The following is a 15122-nucleotide window of genomic DNA, read 5'->3' on the forward strand; positions in this document are numbered from 1 at the left end:
TCCGGAGGTGATCAAATGGGTACAGCTTTAGTACTTGCGATCTTAATCGTGATAGTCGGATGTATCATCCGCAGTATGATAAAAGACAAAAAAGCAGGAAAGTCCCTGCAGTGCGGTGGAGATTGCAAAAACTGTCACGGTGGCTGTCATTAAATGGTGTGATAGGAGGTAATATATGCGAAAAGAAATGATCATTCAGCGCTTAAAAGAGCGTGGTTGTCGCATTACAAAGCAGCGACTGTTATTGCTTGACATTATACTGGAAGAGGATTGCTGCTGCTGTAAAGAGATTTATTATAAAGCATCCAAAAAGGATCAGAATATCGGTCCTGCCACCGTGTATCGTATGATCAATACACTGGAGGAAATTGGTGCGATCACAAGAAGAAGTACCTTTACGGTCAATCTTCCGCCGGAAGAAGAAAAAACAGCAGTTTGAAGTGAAGAATTACAGAAATAAATATCGGAAAGACCGGAGCTCTGTGCTCCGGTCTTTTTGATATCTCATCTCTGTTAGGGGATTTTCGTCCCAAAGTGTCTGTGGTGCTTGAAAAGGATGAAGATATCTGGAGACTGGCAGGGGCGTTTCGCCCAAAATGCGGGATTTACTTGAAAAGGATGAAGTTGTTTGAAATGGTATAGAAGCAGTTCGTCCAAAAAGGCAGGACGCGGTGAAAAAGTATGAAAAAATAGAAGCGAAACGCCGCGAACAAATCGAAAGAAAAAGAAAGATTTCACTACAAATCTATACAGAACGGGATAACAGGAATAAAATAAGAAAGAAAAGCAATAGTAATGAAAAGATAAGGGGGAAAACTATGAAGAAAAGAGTATGTTTTCTGGTGTTTGCGTTGCTGATCGCAGTCAGTGGCTGTGGGAAAAGTGAGAGCAGCTTAAATGCAGGGCAGGATGCCAGCGAAGGAACAGAAATAAATGAAACTGGGAAAGATGGAGAACAGACTAATACCGGGGTAGAGACGGATGCAGCAGACAAAGAAACAGATGCGGCAGATGCAAAGCAGAATACAGATACGACGGCAGATCAGGGGGATCATGCAAACGGGGTTGCAGACACAAAAAATGCTCTGGCAGAATATGCCCTGCATTTAGACGGCAGCAATCTGGATGGCGTTTCTTTTACCTATACAAAGACTGCGGATGGTATGTGGCAGAGAAGCTCTTTGGATGAGAGCCCGTTTCAGGTTGCGGGAAATCTGGATTTTGTGATCCGGGATTTTGATGGGGATGGCAGTGAGGAGCTGCTTACCTATGACATGGAAAAAGTGAATGGAGATTGGGCGATCACAGCCAGCATATATGAGCAAAAAGACGGACAGGTGCAGAAAGCAGATACCAAAACCTTGTTGGAAAAGGCATTTTCTTTCTGTGACAGCGGCGATGTCAGATTTTTCCTGAAGGATGACAAATATATCTGCATGGACAGCGGACTTTCCTGCTTTGTCATTGCGGACGGTATGCAATATGCGGTCAAAGCCTACAGTTATAATGGAGAAAAACTGGTGGAGATGGCAAATGAAGAACTGCAGGGCTCCGATTTTTATGAGGTTGGACATTCCATGACAGAATATGTGGATCAGCTTAATACAATGGGATTTTCCAAAACAGCGGCGGCAGTTTATGACAGAGATGTACTCCGTGTCTGTGCAGCAGATAGTGATATCACCTTTTTGTCAAAGCTCCTGCTGCATCATTCCTATCTGGAAGAGGATAAGACATGGGTATACGATCCATATGCTTATATGGAATTTGTAGAGGGCGAAGAAGCGGAAGATGCTTATGTGTTACCTGAAAGTAACACAAAAGAACTGTCTGCGGATGACCTTAGAGACCTTGGGGAAAACAGACTGCGTATTGCCAGAAATGAGATCTATGCGCGATATGGCAGAGGTTTTCAGGATGAAGCACTGGCACAGTATTTCCAGAAGAAAGCCTGGTACTGTCAGAGCGAAAACGTAGAAGATACGGTACTTTCCGAAACGGAGATTGCAAATCGTGATCTGATCCAGCAGGCAGAGCAGAATGCGGCATTAGAAGACCGTATGTTACCGGAGCAGTATCAGCCGGAGTATGAAAAACAGGATACAGAAATGGAAAAGAATATGGAAGACCTGCTGAACACCACAGCCTACAACGGTTTCTTAAGCAGAACGTATCAGAATGTGAAGGACGCGGAGCTGGGAGAGATCTTCTATAATGGAGCCGGTATTTCTGACAGCACGGGAGCTTCAAGGGAAGAACTGGAAGCAGAATATCTGAAGGTCAGTGGACTGGACGAAATTGATACCGACTTTATGGCACTGCCCGAACAGGAAATGCAGGCACTTCTGCAGAACGAAACCGGTTTTGCGATGGCAGATTTCAATCACCGGATCGGCTGGTATTATCTGCCCTCTTACGGCGCATTTGCAAAGGAAGTCAGTGATACCAATTTTAAGCAGATCGATGTGCAGGATGTCTATTATAATAAAGTAGCGGACGCTTACTCTGTACTTTACAGAACGCCGGGTATTATGGATGAAGATGGAGAAGAAGGTTTGTACCGGGTAACACTAAAGAAAACGGGAGAAAACTGGCAGATCATAGCAAATACAGAAATCTGACAGAGTGACAGAATCCTGCAAAATGCTGCCTGCTATTACAGAATTTTATGAGCCGGCCCAGAGACAGAAAAGGGGATCCTAAGAGGAGTGCAATGATAAAACAGCTAAGAAAGGGAACAAACAGGCATATGAAACAGACAGATAATGAAAAACGACAGATGGACGAGACTGTCAGGCAGACTCTGCTTAAGTTTACACAGGACAACCTTTATATGCGGAATTTAAAGATTGAAATAATGAATATGGGACAGGGATATGTAAAGGCGAAGATGATGGTGACAAAGGAAATACTGAATCCGTATGGTTCCGTCCACGGAGGCTGCCTGTATTCACTTGCGGATATTGTAACGGGTGTGGCAGCGTGTACTTATGGCTGTTATTCTTCCACGATCAATGGCAGCATGGACTATATTCTGCCGGCAATGGATACGGCATATATTATCTGTGAGTCCGTACAGATCCGTCAGGGAAAGCATGTGTCGTTATATGAGGCTAATCTGTATGATGATAAGGAACAGCTGATAGATAAGGGCAGCTTTTCATTTTATATGATGAACCGCCCGGTTGTTTCATAATGGATCTTGTAGGTTCAGGGATATGGTGAGGACAATTTTGTATAAGGGGAAAAATCATGAAGATAAAAGTCAAAGAGTTAAGCTACAAGCAGGTGCTGGCACTTCCGGAGCGAAAACATCATAAACCGGTAAAGCCCAATCCGCTTTTAAAACTGCTGATTCTGGCATTGTCAAAAGGAGAGCTTAAAAAGGTTGGATTTACATGTCAAAAATATGGGATGGAGCAGCTTGAAAGGGGAGAACCATGTCTGGTTCTTATGAATCATTCCAGCTTTATTGATCTGAAGATCGCAGAAACGGTCATGAAAGACCATTTGCTGAATATTATCTGCACTTCCGACGGGCTGGTTGGAAAAGAGTGGCTGATGCGCCGGATCGGATGTATTCCGACGAATAAATTTGTAACAGATGTGCAGATGGTCAAGGATATGGTTTATGCACTCCATACATTAAAAACTTCTGTGCTCATGTATCCGGAGGCAAGCTACAGCTTTGACGGAACGGCGACACCACTGCCGGCTTCTTTGGGGAAATGTGTCAAACTGTTAAAGGTTCCGGTCGTTATGATCCGCACACATGGTGCATTTCTCCGTGATCCCTTATATAACAACCTCCAACTGCGTGATGTAAAAGTATCGGCGGATGTTACCTGTTTATTTACAAAGGAAGAAGTTACAAAAATGCTGGCAAAAGAGATACAGGAAAGGCTGAACAATGCTTTTACATTTGATAATTTTAAAGAACAGCAGGAGCAGCATATTCTTGTAAAAGAGAAATTCCGGGCAGATCATTTAAATCGGGTCTTATATCAGTGTGCAGTTTGTAAAAAAGAGGGATATATGCATGGAGAGGGAACGAAGATCACGTGCAGAGCCTGCGGAGATACGCATGAACTGACGGAAACAGGTCTGCTGCAGAACCTTTCCGGGCATACAACCTTTACGCATATTCCGGCCTGGTATGACTGGCAGCGGAAAGAAGTACGGAAGGCACTGCAGAGCGGAACCTATCAGTTGGATGTGGATGTAGACATTTATATGTTAAAGGATCTGAAATGCATTTATCAGGTGGGCGACGGACATCTGCACCATGACAGAAACGGTTTTTGGCTGGAGGGCTGCGGGGGCAGATTGCAATACAGACAATCCCCAAAGGCATCCTATAGTTTATATGCGGACTATTACTGGTATGAGATTGGGGATATGATCTGTATTGGCAATATGGAATATCTGTATTATTGTTTCCCGAAGGATCAGACGATCGATGTTGTGGCAAAGACGAGGATTGCCACAGAGGAGCTGTACAAGATGAATAATGGAGGCTCTTTACCAGGTCAGTGCGAACTCTACCAGTTCAGGTGTTTCCGGTTTTCCAATCAGGGGCTCTTTTCTGTCCAGCGAGGAAAGCTGCGTCATTTCTTCATCGGTCAGAGAAAAGTCGAACAAGGCAAAGTTTTCCCGGATATGTTCCGGCTTTGTGCTTCTCGGAATGACGGCAATATGCTTCTGTGTCAGGAAACGGAGCAGGATCTGCGCCGGTGTCTTACCGTATTTCCGGGCAAGGGCAAGTACGGCTGGTTCCGCATACATTTCATTGCGGTTTCCCTGTCCAAGCGGTGCATAAGCCATATGTGCAACCTGCTTTTTATCAAGCCAGCTACGCTCGGTGTTGCGCTGGCAGTAAAGATTTGTTTCAATCTGATTGACAGCAGGAACGATCTTGTTGTAGGCGATCAGGTCAAGAAACTGATCCGGTTCAAAATTGGAGACGCCGATCGCCCGGATCCGGCCTGCCTGATAGAGTGATTCCAGACTTCGCCAGGCGGCGTAATAGTTGGCAAACGGCCAGTGCAAAAGCAGCAGATCAATGTAGTCTGTTTGCAGATCAGCGAGCGACTGCATGACTGCCTGCTCTGCATTTTCATAAGAAGTGAAGTTTACTTTTGTAACAAGAAACAGATCTTTGCGGTCAATGCCACTGAGCCGTATGCCTTCTCCCACTTCTTTTTCATTTCCATAGGCCTGCGCCGTATCGATCATGCGGTAGCCCGTTTTTATTGCATCCGCAACAGCATTGGTGCAGGTTTCTCCGTTGAGCATGAATGTGCCAAATCCGATCAGCGGCATTTTTATGCCATTATTCAATGTTAAAAATTCCATTTTATTGTCCTCCATGGTTGTATTTGCATAGAAAATGACTGCTATGCTATAATCATTGTAATAAGTTCGTGTAACACGAAGTCAAGAAATTTTTACCGGGGCTCGATGGAGTTCGTGGGACAAGATTTTAATAAGATTTGTTCACGGGGAGGAATAGCCATGTACTATACGATCAGACAGATGGCGAAGATGTTTGATGTAACAGAGCATACGTTACGGTTTTATACGGATCAGGGACTTTTGCCATGTGGGCGGGACGAAAGGAACCGGCGTGTGTTCAATGAGGAGTCTGTGAACTGGATGCAGGGAATCAAGTGCCTGAAAGGATGCGGAGCGTCTATCGAAGACATTCAGGAATATTGCCGTTTGTGTCTGCAGGAGGAGTCGGAGGAAAATCTGCGGGCACGTTATGCGATCATTTTGAAGCAGCGGGAGGAAGCCTATCGGCGTATAGCGGAGGCTGAGGCGACTGCCCATTATATGGATGAAAAGGTAGCACATTATGAAGCTATCCTTGCAGGGCTTGCACCGGATGATACCAATCCGAAAAACTGGACAGAGGAGAACAGACCGAAGCATAAAGGAAAGTAATGGAATGAAAATAATAGAGGTAAAAGACAGAACCACCACATTGGTGGAACAGTTATTGAAGGTATGGGAAAGCTCTGTCAGAGCTACCCATTTGTTTTTATCGGAAGAAGAGAGAAATGAGATTAAGAAGTATGTACCGCAGGCATTAAACGATGTTCCGATTTTAGTGATCGCAGAAGATAAAAACGGAAATCCGGCAGGTTTCATGGGAGTGGCAAATAACATGCTTGAAATGCTGTTTATTTCCAGTGAAAACAGAGGACAGGGAATCGGGAAGCAGTTATTGCAATACGGTATAGATCAGTATGCGATCCATGAGCTTGCAGTGAATGAACAAAATCCATCCGCAAAAGGGTTTTATGAACACATGGGATTTAAGGTTTACAAGCGGACGGATCTGGATGAACAGGGAAATCCGTATCCACTGTTGTATATGAAAAAAGTCTGATTAAAATGAATGACGAAGCGTTATGTGAGGCAGGTATAAAGAAATACCTGCCTTTTTGTTGCGTAAAACTTGACTTAGATGCAACTAACTACTATAATGACAAAAGCCATTAAGAAAGATGCAGTTATGCTTTCGCAATGTTTGGTCTGGCGGAGGCAACGGAGCCGGATACAGAAATGATGCAGCAGGAGATCCGGGAGATAACAAAGCTGATGCTGCAGATTGATATTTCGGAAGAAAAAGCAGAAGGAGAGAAAGGAAAATGTCAGTAAAATATACGATCATAAAAACAATGTTTCATATTATACCAATGCAGAAAATGATGGCAAAACCATATGATGAGCTTATGAAAATGTTTCATACAGCAGAGGCAAAGCCATCCATTCCCAAGTTAAAAGACCCGGAATTTATATTCCGAACACATAAAATAGAAGCGTTTCCGGTATTGGAGATTTCACATAAAAAGAGAAGCGACCATGTGTGTATTTACGTAGCAGGTGGAGGCATGCTGAAATATCCCAAACCGGCGCAGGCAAAGGAACTGATACCATTGGCAAAAGAGACCGGAAGAAATATGCTGCTTCCGTATTTTCCGCTTGCACGGGAACATGATCTGATCGATGCATTAAATATGTTATACGCGACTTACAAAATGGCACTTAAGCATTATCCGGCTGAGAATATTGCATTTTTAGGCGGTTCATCAGGAGCAGCTATGGTTCTTTGGCTGATGTCATATATCAATCAGCAGGGAGAAGGCATTCCAATGCCGGGGAAGATCGCACTCAGTTCTCCCGGCTCCGCTTTGACTGCAGAAGAAAGAAAAAGGGCAGAAGAGCTGAACAAAACAGATCTGATCATGAGCACCACTGCACTTGATAATATTTTCAAAGGTATGGTAGGCGGAAAAGAACTGCCGGAAGAATTATTGTATACGTCAAAGGGTATTTATGATGGGATAAAGGATGTTTACCTTTCCTATGGCGGAGACGAAGTCTTTTCTGCAGCAGCACAATCAACCGCACAACGGTTAAGAAGCTATGGCGCAAAGGTAACACTGGAGATTGCACAAGGCATGTATCACACATATGCGGTGATGCCATTGGTAAAAGAAGCAAAACCGGGACATCAAAGGCTGGTTGCATATCTGAGAAAATAAAAACATGCATGAAGTTATAAGTAAAATCTATAACGGATTCCAAGTTTTTTGCATTATCTCATTTTGATAAAAGATGATATGATATATTCACAATATACTTATCGGATAAGTAGGAAAAGGAGATGTATGCAATATATGGGCAAATTGGAGTTCGCCGGAAAGAGTGTGGTTATAACCGGTGCAGCAGCGGGCATGGGTAAGGCGATCACTGTTAATTTCCTTAAGAATGGGGCAACTGTTGTCGCAGTTGATGTGAATGAGAGTGCATTAGATGCATTAGGCAGGGAATTAAAAGAAAACAGTACGGAAGATATCGTGAAGAATTTTATTCCTTTTGTGGGAGATATATCCAGGCAGGAAGTGAATGAGGAGATGATAGAGAAGGCAGTGCGTGCAACAGGAGAGATCAATGTCCTTGTCAATAACGCGGGTGTTGCAGGGCACAGTGAGCCGGTTACAGAGACCACGAATGAAGATTGGAACAGAATCATCGATATCAATCTTAACGGACCCATGTATGCAATGAGAGCAGCGGTGAATAAGATGCTCAGGCAGGAGAATGGTGGCAGTATTGTTACGATAGCTTCAGTTGCAGGCATAAAAGGCTGTCGATCAAGTGTTGCGTATAGTGTTGCAAAGCATGGACTGGTAGGTTTGTGTGAGCATACAGCATATGCATATATGCACAAGGGCATAAGAAGCAATATTGTATGTCCCGGAGCCATAAGAACAGGAATGACCAGTAAACCGGAATTAGAAAGCGAATTCGGCAGATCGAGAATCATGTCAGGAATGGATCCGCAGTTTGTATTTGGGGATACAGCAGATATAGCAGAAGCGGTTTTGTATCTTGCAAGTGACAGAGCGAAGTTTATTAACGGAGCAAGGCTTGTTGTTGACGGCGGCATATCCTGCAATTAATTAAGAAATTATTTTACTGCAACGGAGGAAAAATCATGGCAAATATACATAAATCAATAACAGAATTAGTAGGACATACACCACTTGTGGAGCTTACTAACTTTAACAGAAATAATAACCTGAAAGCAACTTTAATAGGGAAACTTGAGTACTTTAATCCGAGTGGAAGTATCAAAGACAGGGCGGCGCTTAACATGATTGAAAAAGCGGAGGCGGAAGGCAAGCTGAAACCGGGTGGAACGATCGTCGAGAGTACAAGCGGTAATACAGGAATATCACTTGCAGCATTTGCAGCAGCAAGAGGATATCATCTGCATATCTTCATGGAACCGGGCTGTACCCCTGAGAGAGTGCAGATCCTGAAAGCATACGGAACAACGGTACAGTATTATAAGGATATTCCAGGATTTGACGAGATTATTGCCAAATATGGATTCGACAAAGAGAGAATCATCGCAGCAATGCAGAAGTTTTGTGATGATAACGGATATTATTATACAAGCCAGCTTACGAATGATGCGAACTGGCAGGCACATATCAAATCAACGGGCCCGGAGATCGTGGAAGATACAGACGGTCAGGTGGATTATGCGGTTATGCTCGCCGGAACAGCAGGAACACTTACGGGAGTTGGTCTGTACCTGAAAGAGCATATTCCGGGCGTTAAGATCATTGGTGTTCAGCCAAATCTTGAATCAATGTACAAACCGGGAGAAGACAGAGATACAATAGATGGTGTTGTTCATTTTGACAACGACGGTAAAGTAACCCATCCATTCCTGGTCAAGAATCATTTTCAATGCGACGAAGTCATTGATGTTGATGGAACGGAGACGTATGCGACGGCAAGAGAACTGGCTGAGAGTGACGGCATATTTGCCGGTGCATCAGCGGCTGCTGCAGTACTTGCAGCCAAGAAAGTTGCGTTAAGACCGGAAAATGAAGGAAAAAGAATTGTGGTGATATTACCGGATGATGGAACGAAATACCTTTCAACAAGAATGTACGGAGCGGACATTTAATGGAATTTAAAAGAGAAAAAGTAGATAATGCGGATGTTTTTCTTGAAAATATAGAAAAAGGCGAGAGCTATGTTTACTCTTTTTTGAAAGAGACAGAAGACGGTATGTATTCGACTGAACTGACTAATTATGCAAGACATAATCTATATGTTGGAACAGCAGGAATACTCCATATGTATGTTGAATTGTATCAGGTATTAAAAAAAGAAAAATACCGGTCTGTTATCGATAAGATGACACTGTTTCTTGAAAAGCACGTTTTTGACGGCATTGAAACTGCCCAAAAAGAAGGAGAATTCGTACCGGGAATGTCTCAGGCATTTTATAGTGGAATCGGTGGAATAGGTCTTGTGCTGAATGAGGTGTATCGTCTTACCGGAGATGTTCATGCAAAAAATGGTGCATTGAAAGTAATGGACTATTATAAAAATACACTGACAAAGGCAGAGGAAGGAATTTATTGGACGGGTAATTCACCGGTATTCTTCGATAGTGGGATTATACTGTTTCTTATTGATACCTATTATACAAATGCAGCAATTTCCGGAAACATACAGGATCAGACAGAGTGTGTTGAACTGATCAGGAAAGGTACGGATTATATTCTTTCGCATGCAATAGAACATGAAGGTGGAGCGATCGAGATAGATCACCTGCATGTTTCATTTAAACACAGAGAACCGAATTTTGAATTTGGAACAGCGGGAGCAGGCTATCTTTTTACGATGGTCTATGAATTAACAGGGGATGAGAAGTATCTTGATGCGGCGAAGGGAACAGTAAATTATCTAAAGAGTATCGCAGTCAGACAGAAAAAGGGGTATCTTATCCCCTATAAGCTTGGAAAATATGACAATCTGTTCTATCTTGGAAATTGTCATGGCCCGGTTGGAACTGCCAAGCTTTTTTATGAATTATACAAGGTTACGGGTAAGGAAGAATATCTGTCTGAAGTAAAGGCGCTTGCGGATGGTGCACACAGTATGAAAGCACCGTTTGCACAGTCTGCAGGATTCTGGAATACGACATGTATCTGCTGCGGACCGGCGGGCTATGTTCCGTTTTATATTGGACTTTATAAAGCGACAGGAGATGAAATGTGGCTGAAACTTTTGCATGGAGTAGGAGAAGTGCTTGTTGGCAGTAGAACAGAGGATCACTGGAATATTGCATTCGACAGGACAAAAACTGATGTCATCACTGCACCTGCAGGATATTTTACAGGTACGGCGGGAATCGTGACAGCACTTTTGCAGATATATGCCATAGAGAGAGCGCTTAGTGGATTTACAGGGCTTATTGACGATCCCTATACGAGATAAAAAGAAAAAGCACAGGCAATGATCTGGCGGCTTCTGCCATATCCGGATGTAGTGTTAAATAAATATAGAGATAATTAGAAGATATATGCTAATATATAAAAAAGAATACAATATAAGAAGAAATAAGGGCGGGTGGTCTGATGATAAGACTGGTCGCCATTGTTTATTATTTCTGACTTAAAAGCGGTTAATTATCTAAAGGTGGGAGAAATTTGGCAAAAAGTAAAAAGACAAAAATACATAATTAATAATAAAAAATAACCCAAATATGGAACGAATATATTATAATTGGGTTACCAAGTTGAACAAAAGCGAGGATATTGTAATGGATATATTAGAGATCATGAAAGGAAACTTTATGAGAAGATCTCAAAAGAACTCTACAGATATTATGGTGTTGAAGAATCGGATATCAAAAATAAAACGAAAAGATATTCCGCTTTGGTCGCTGCATTGAGTACATAAATGGGGCTGGAAAATTTATAATAGAAGATATAACTTTTTAGTTTATAGGGATAATCTGGTACATAGGTATTGTAGTTTATGAGATATCTGCGAAAAGAAAATAGTATGTCATATTTGACGTTGAGAGAGGATGAAAAGAAAATCATGGAAACTGTATATATAGCGGGCGGATGTCTGTGGGGCGTACAGCACTTTTTTGATAAAGTGCCCGGTGTACTGTCAACGGAGGCAGGCAGAGCCAATGGAACAACAAATACACTGGCTGGTAGTTATGACGGATATGCGGAGTGTGTGAAGGTAACTTTTGATGAAAAGGAAACTACAGTGGCAAAGCTTATGGAGCATCTGTTTGAGATCATCGATCCATATAGCCTGAATAAGCAGGGGATCGATGTTGGCAAGAAATACAGAACCGGTATATACAGCACTTCTGCAAGGCATTTGGACGAAGCAAGGGCTTTCATTGAGAAAAGAAAAGACCGAAACAAAATTGTAGTAGAAGTGTTGCCTTTGACTAACTATGTCAGAAGTGCCGAAGAGCATCAGCATCATTTGGAAAGATATCCTGAGGATTGTAGTCTTTGCCATATCCCGGATGAAGTGTTGAATAAATATAGAGACAATTAGAAGGGATATGCTGATATATATATAAAATATGTAAATTCTGATTTGATGAAGTGACGATAGATGAAAATTATTCGCGGAGGAATGATAATGGAAATTGTAGATGGTAAAGCGTATTTGCCAGAGGTAAAAGAACTTATTAAAGAATATGCAGAGCGTCTGGGACGTGATTTGTCTTTCCAGAATATAGAGGATGAATTAAAAGATCCTTCTTATAAATATACTGCTCCGGAGGGAGAAATTTTGGTTGCGATAGATCATGGCAGAGTTCTGGGAATGGTAGCTTATCATAGACATTCAGCGATTCGGTGTGAAATGAAACGGTTGTATGTACGCCCTGCTGCAAGAGGAATGCATTTGGGAGATACTCTGGTTACGGAAATACTTGCACATGCCAGAAATGCAGGGTACAAAGAAATTGTGCTAGACACGATTACACCGTTGAAGGCAGCTATTTCCTTATATAAAAAGCATGGATTCGAAGAATGTGAAGCATATTACTATAATCCAATGGATGATGTGATTTATATGCGCAAACAGTTATGAAAGCTAGAACAATGAATGGAAGGAGCGAGATGTTTCTAAAATTATTGAGGCAGGTGGGATTTCCGCAGCGGTAGAATCAGCATCCGGTGGAATATATGTCGGCGTTTGTGTGGATACAGCGTGTATATTGGGGGTATGTGCGGAGCGTGTCGGGAATTTATGACACAGTTAATGCCGGAAGATTATCCAGGTATTAACTAGCAGGTTGTCAGATCATGGAGGAATTTTTATGAAGATACGATATGCGAAAATGGAGGATGTTGCAGCAATCGCTGCGGTAGAAGCAGAATGCTTTCCGCCTGCAGAAGCTGCAACCGAAAAAGAATTTACAGAAAGAGTCAGGTATTATGGAAATCATTTCTGGCTTATGTTTGAACAGGAAAAGCTGATCGCGTTTGTGGATGGATTTGTAACGGATGAGCAGGATCTGATGGACGAAATGTACGAAAATGCGGCTATGCATAATGAAAGTGGTGCCTGGCAGATGATTTTCGGGGTTAATACACTGCCGGATTACCGAAAACATGGATATGCGGGAGAACTGATCCGCCGTGCGATTGAGGATGCAAAGCAGCAGGGACGCAAAGGGCTGGTATTGACCTGTAAGGAAAAACTGTTCTCATATTATGCAAAGTTTGGATTTTTTGATGAAGGCGTATCCGAGAAATCTACACATGGAAATGTTGTATGGCATCAGATGCGGCTGACTTTTTAAAAAAGGTTATCCATCTATCTGCAGGAGTTTATTTGAAGTCTGGGAGGGATATAGTATGAAATATGATGTAAAAATAGATAATAAACTTTATGAAACCTATTCGGATATTCGTTTAGGACTGCTTCGATTTAAAGCAGAGGTAAAAGAATGGAATGATATTCCGGGTGTCAGGGGAAGCCGCGCAGCGTACAAGGCTTTCGGTAGAAATCCTGGAAGATACAGAGTCTCATCAGAGGCACTTTTACGAAGAATTCGTCGCGGTGATGATTTATATCATATCAATTCCGTGGTTGATGTAAACAATCTGATTTCTGTTGTAAGCGGATTATCGGTCGGCTCATATGATCTGGCACATACCCGGGGAACAATCGTTTTGAGAAAAGCTGAAAAGGGTGAAGGTTATCAGGGCATCGGTAAAGAATTTTTAGATATGGAAAACATGCTGGTGCTTGCTGACGATGCAGGTATTTTTGGCAGTTCTATGTCTGATTCGACCCGCGCAATGGTCACGGAGCATACAAAGGATGTTCTTGTTGTAATTTACTGCTTTGAAAATACGATCAATCTTCCGGCATTATTGGAAAAGGCGCGGGCTGATTTTCAAAAATACGCCGATGTTCAGGATGTCGAAACCTGGGTTATGTAAATCGGAATTTGAGAGGAGAAGAAATGCAACTACGAGAATATCAGCCTTCTGATTGTGAGCAGTTAGCAGAGTTATTTTATCAAACGGTTCACAGTGTAAATGTAAAAGATTATACAAAAGAGCAGGTGGATGTTTGGGCAACTGGCAAGGTTGATGTGGGCGAATGGAATAGTTCTTTTCTGAAACACAAAACGATTGTTGCCGTAGAAAATGGAAAAATTGTTGGCTTTGGGGATATGGACAGCACTGGCTATTTGGACAGGCTTTATGTTCATAAAGACTACCAGCGTAAAGGTGTTGCTTCTGCGATTTGTGATGCGCTGGAATCTTCTTCAAAAGGAAAAACGTTTATTACTCATGCATCTATTACAGCAACCCCATTTTTTCAACAACGAGGATATCGAGTTGTGAAAGAACAGAAAGTTATTCGGCAGGGAATTGCTTTGACGAATTATGTAATGGAGAAGTAGACAACTTCCAGTTTTGCAGAAAATGGTTTTAAGTTCTATCTTCCGTAAGGAATTTAACAAATGTTTTCGTTAGGATAGACATATGCGGCAATGTGGCGATGCCGATTTTACGGTATTGTTGAGGTATAAATGGTATAGAAACAACATTTGGTTTGAAATTTTTCAAAATTAGTTCTGGCATAATTGTGATACCAAAACCATGATTGACCAACGAAATCACGGAGAAATCATCATTAAGCGTATAACGCACATCCAACTTTTTAATATTTTTATCAGTAATAGAACGGATGTCTTGATCGGAACCTTTCATCGGCATGATGAAAGGTTCTTCTTTAATATCCTCGAATGTAAGGGCTGTTTTTGATGTAAGCGGATGATTAGCTGGAAGTACTACCATCATCGGGTCACGGTAGAGTGTTTGAAAAAATAATTCATCCGCGACTGGAGCAGTCAGAAATCCACAGTCAATTTTTCCACAGCGTATCCGTTCGGTAATCTCATTATAATCTCCGGCTAGTAATTCGAAGTGTACATTTGGGTATCGTTCGGAAAATTGCCTGATAATGTGGGGGAGCCAGTTTACTGAAACGCTTGTAAAGGTTCCAATGCGAAGTGTTCCGGAAACAATGTGATTGATTTCATGAATGGTCTGCATTACCTTTCTTTGCTCATTGACAAGTGATTGTATTGACGGAAGTAGCTGTTTTCCGTTTTCGGTCGAGTCTGTGAAAGTTTTTCTGTAAATAGGATTTTAAGGTCTTCTATGATAAAATATAAAATCATAGGAGGCCTTATTTTATGGCAAGACAAAAGAAACCAGTACACAAAGTACAAATGA

The 15122-nt window shown here is 42.1% G+C and carries 17 protein-coding genes and 2 pseudogenes; 17 read left to right on the forward strand and 2 right to left on the reverse strand.

Features of this window, described 5'->3' with window-relative positions; translation table 11 throughout:
• The first annotated feature begins 15 nt into the window (after nucleotides 1–15).
• The 5 genes and pseudogenes from KQI22_RS06645 to KQI22_RS14120 all read left to right on the forward strand — a co-directional run.
• Entirely contained in the window at nucleotides 16–153 is a 138-nt protein-coding gene (locus KQI22_RS06645; RefSeq protein ID WP_216551318.1) for a FeoB-associated Cys-rich membrane protein, read from the forward strand.
• 22 nt (nucleotides 154–175) lie between these two features.
• Nucleotides 176–403: pseudogene (locus KQI22_RS06650) on the forward strand (transcriptional repressor); the annotation flags it as partial.
• A gap of 415 nt (nucleotides 404–818) precedes the next feature.
• Nucleotides 819–2621 carry a YARHG domain-containing protein gene (locus KQI22_RS06655; protein ID WP_216551319.1) on the forward strand — a complete coding sequence of 601 codons (1803 nt, stop codon included), beginning with the start codon at nucleotides 819–821 and terminating at the stop codon, nucleotides 2619–2621.
• A gap of 92 nt (nucleotides 2622–2713) precedes the next feature.
• On the forward strand, nucleotides 2714–3196 hold the full coding sequence (locus KQI22_RS06660; protein WP_253293538.1) for a PaaI family thioesterase: 483 nt from the start codon (nucleotides 2714–2716) through the stop codon (nucleotides 3194–3196).
• A gap of 218 nt (nucleotides 3197–3414) precedes the next feature.
• Nucleotides 3415–3747, forward strand: a pseudogene (locus KQI22_RS14120) (1-acyl-sn-glycerol-3-phosphate acyltransferase); the annotation flags it as partial.
• A gap of 774 nt (nucleotides 3748–4521) precedes the next feature.
• On the opposite strand, the gene KQI22_RS14125 reads toward KQI22_RS14120, so the two are convergent.
• Nucleotides 4522–5370 (reverse strand): aldo/keto reductase, encoded by an 849-nt coding sequence (locus KQI22_RS14125; RefSeq protein WP_334299613.1) that lies wholly within the window; start codon nucleotides 5368–5370, stop codon nucleotides 4522–4524.
• Nucleotides 5371–5514: 144 nt separating this feature from the next.
• On the opposite strand from KQI22_RS14125, the gene KQI22_RS06670 reads away from it, so the two are divergent.
• From KQI22_RS06670 to KQI22_RS06720, 12 genes are all read left to right on the forward strand, one after another.
• The gene (locus KQI22_RS06670; protein WP_216551321.1) at nucleotides 5515–5946 is read left to right on the forward strand and encodes a MerR family transcriptional regulator; all 432 of its coding nucleotides are present in this window, start codon (nucleotides 5515–5517) and stop codon (nucleotides 5944–5946) included.
• A gap of 4 nt (nucleotides 5947–5950) precedes the next feature.
• A complete protein-coding gene (locus tag KQI22_RS06675) occupies nucleotides 5951–6394 on the forward strand; it encodes a GNAT family N-acetyltransferase (RefSeq protein ID WP_216551322.1) in 444 nt (147 codons plus the stop codon).
• 137 nt (nucleotides 6395–6531) lie between these two features.
• On the forward strand, nucleotides 6532–6666 hold the full coding sequence (locus tag KQI22_RS13950; protein WP_256447414.1) for a hypothetical protein: 135 nt from the start codon (nucleotides 6532–6534) through the stop codon (nucleotides 6664–6666).
• Complete coding sequence (locus tag KQI22_RS06680) at nucleotides 6657–7553, forward strand: alpha/beta hydrolase (protein ID WP_216551323.1); 897 nt, start codon at nucleotides 6657–6659, stop codon at nucleotides 7551–7553. The genes KQI22_RS13950 and KQI22_RS06680 overlap by 10 nt, the downstream gene beginning before the upstream one ends.
• A gap of 135 nt (nucleotides 7554–7688) precedes the next feature.
• Nucleotides 7689–8474: an SDR family NAD(P)-dependent oxidoreductase gene (locus KQI22_RS06685; RefSeq protein WP_216551324.1), complete on the forward strand. Its 786-nt coding sequence runs from the start codon at nucleotides 7689–7691 to the stop codon at nucleotides 8472–8474.
• A 35-nt stretch (nucleotides 8475–8509) separates the two neighbouring features.
• Complete coding sequence (locus KQI22_RS06690) at nucleotides 8510–9496, forward strand: PLP-dependent cysteine synthase family protein (RefSeq protein WP_216551325.1); 987 nt, start codon at nucleotides 8510–8512, stop codon at nucleotides 9494–9496.
• The gene (locus KQI22_RS06695) at nucleotides 9496–10818 is read left to right on the forward strand and encodes a lanthionine synthetase LanC family protein (protein WP_216551326.1); all 1323 of its coding nucleotides are present in this window, start codon (nucleotides 9496–9498) and stop codon (nucleotides 10816–10818) included. Before KQI22_RS06690 ends, KQI22_RS06695 begins: the two co-directional genes overlap by 1 nt.
• A 609-nt stretch (nucleotides 10819–11427) precedes the next feature.
• The gene (locus KQI22_RS06700; RefSeq protein WP_216551327.1) at nucleotides 11428–11910 is read left to right on the forward strand and encodes a peptide-methionine (S)-S-oxide reductase; all 483 of its coding nucleotides are present in this window, start codon (nucleotides 11428–11430) and stop codon (nucleotides 11908–11910) included.
• Between the two features lie 60 nt (nucleotides 11911–11970).
• Complete coding sequence (locus KQI22_RS06705; protein ID WP_253293539.1) at nucleotides 11971–12453, forward strand: GNAT family N-acetyltransferase; 483 nt, start codon at nucleotides 11971–11973, stop codon at nucleotides 12451–12453.
• Nucleotides 12454–12682: 229 nt separating this feature from the next.
• Entirely contained in the window at nucleotides 12683–13168 is a 486-nt protein-coding gene (locus KQI22_RS06710; RefSeq protein ID WP_216551328.1) for a GNAT family N-acetyltransferase, read from the forward strand.
• A gap of 55 nt (nucleotides 13169–13223) precedes the next feature.
• Entirely contained in the window at nucleotides 13224–13814 is a 591-nt protein-coding gene (locus KQI22_RS06715; RefSeq protein ID WP_216551329.1) for a B3/B4 domain-containing protein, read from the forward strand.
• Between the two features lie 23 nt (nucleotides 13815–13837).
• Complete coding sequence (locus KQI22_RS06720) at nucleotides 13838–14284, forward strand: GNAT family N-acetyltransferase (protein WP_216551330.1); 447 nt, start codon at nucleotides 13838–13840, stop codon at nucleotides 14282–14284.
• Between the two features lie 28 nt (nucleotides 14285–14312).
• Here the strand turns inward: KQI22_RS06720 and KQI22_RS06725 are convergent, their stop codons facing one another.
• On the reverse strand, nucleotides 14313–14939 hold the full coding sequence (locus KQI22_RS06725; protein ID WP_253293540.1) for a LysR family transcriptional regulator substrate-binding protein: 627 nt from the start codon (nucleotides 14937–14939) through the stop codon (nucleotides 14313–14315).
• Nucleotides 14940–15122 lie beyond the last annotated feature (183 nt).

Source organism: Kineothrix sp. MSJ-39, assembly GCF_018917935.1.
Taxonomy (GTDB): domain Bacteria; phylum Bacillota; class Clostridia; order Lachnospirales; family Lachnospiraceae; genus CAG-194.

Bases quoted from the DNA above. Each gene is read 5' to 3' on its own strand.
- KQI22_RS06645 (WP_216551318.1), top strand. From the start codon at position 16: ATGGGTACAGCTTTAGTACTTGCGATCTTAATCGTGATAGTCGGATGT.
- KQI22_RS06655 (WP_216551319.1), top strand. From the start codon at position 819: ATGAAGAAAAGAGTATGTTTTCTGGTGTTTGCGTTGCTGATCGCAGTC.
- KQI22_RS06660 (WP_253293538.1), top strand. From the start codon at position 2,714: ATGATAAAACAGCTAAGAAAGGGAACAAACAGGCATATGAAACAGACA.
- KQI22_RS14125 (WP_334299613.1), bottom strand. From the start codon at position 5,370: ATGGAGGACAATAAAATGGAATTTTTAACATTGAATAATGGCATAAAA.
- KQI22_RS06670 (WP_216551321.1), top strand. From the start codon at position 5,515: ATGTACTATACGATCAGACAGATGGCGAAGATGTTTGATGTAACAGAG.
- KQI22_RS06675 (WP_216551322.1), top strand. From the start codon at position 5,951: ATGAAAATAATAGAGGTAAAAGACAGAACCACCACATTGGTGGAACAG.
- KQI22_RS13950 (WP_256447414.1), top strand. From the start codon at position 6,532: ATGTTTGGTCTGGCGGAGGCAACGGAGCCGGATACAGAAATGATGCAG.
- KQI22_RS06680 (WP_216551323.1), top strand. From the start codon at position 6,657: ATGTCAGTAAAATATACGATCATAAAAACAATGTTTCATATTATACCA.
- KQI22_RS06685 (WP_216551324.1), top strand. From the start codon at position 7,689: ATGGGCAAATTGGAGTTCGCCGGAAAGAGTGTGGTTATAACCGGTGCA.
- KQI22_RS06690 (WP_216551325.1), top strand. From the start codon at position 8,510: ATGGCAAATATACATAAATCAATAACAGAATTAGTAGGACATACACCA.
- KQI22_RS06695 (WP_216551326.1), top strand. From the start codon at position 9,496: ATGGAATTTAAAAGAGAAAAAGTAGATAATGCGGATGTTTTTCTTGAA.
- KQI22_RS06700 (WP_216551327.1), top strand. From the start codon at position 11,428: ATGGAAACTGTATATATAGCGGGCGGATGTCTGTGGGGCGTACAGCAC.
- KQI22_RS06705 (WP_253293539.1), top strand. From the start codon at position 11,971: ATGAAAATTATTCGCGGAGGAATGATAATGGAAATTGTAGATGGTAAA.
- KQI22_RS06710 (WP_216551328.1), top strand. From the start codon at position 12,683: ATGAAGATACGATATGCGAAAATGGAGGATGTTGCAGCAATCGCTGCG.
- KQI22_RS06715 (WP_216551329.1), top strand. From the start codon at position 13,224: ATGAAATATGATGTAAAAATAGATAATAAACTTTATGAAACCTATTCG.
- KQI22_RS06720 (WP_216551330.1), top strand. From the start codon at position 13,838: ATGCAACTACGAGAATATCAGCCTTCTGATTGTGAGCAGTTAGCAGAG.
- KQI22_RS06725 (WP_253293540.1), bottom strand. From the start codon at position 14,939: ATGCAGACCATTCATGAAATCAATCACATTGTTTCCGGAACACTTCGC.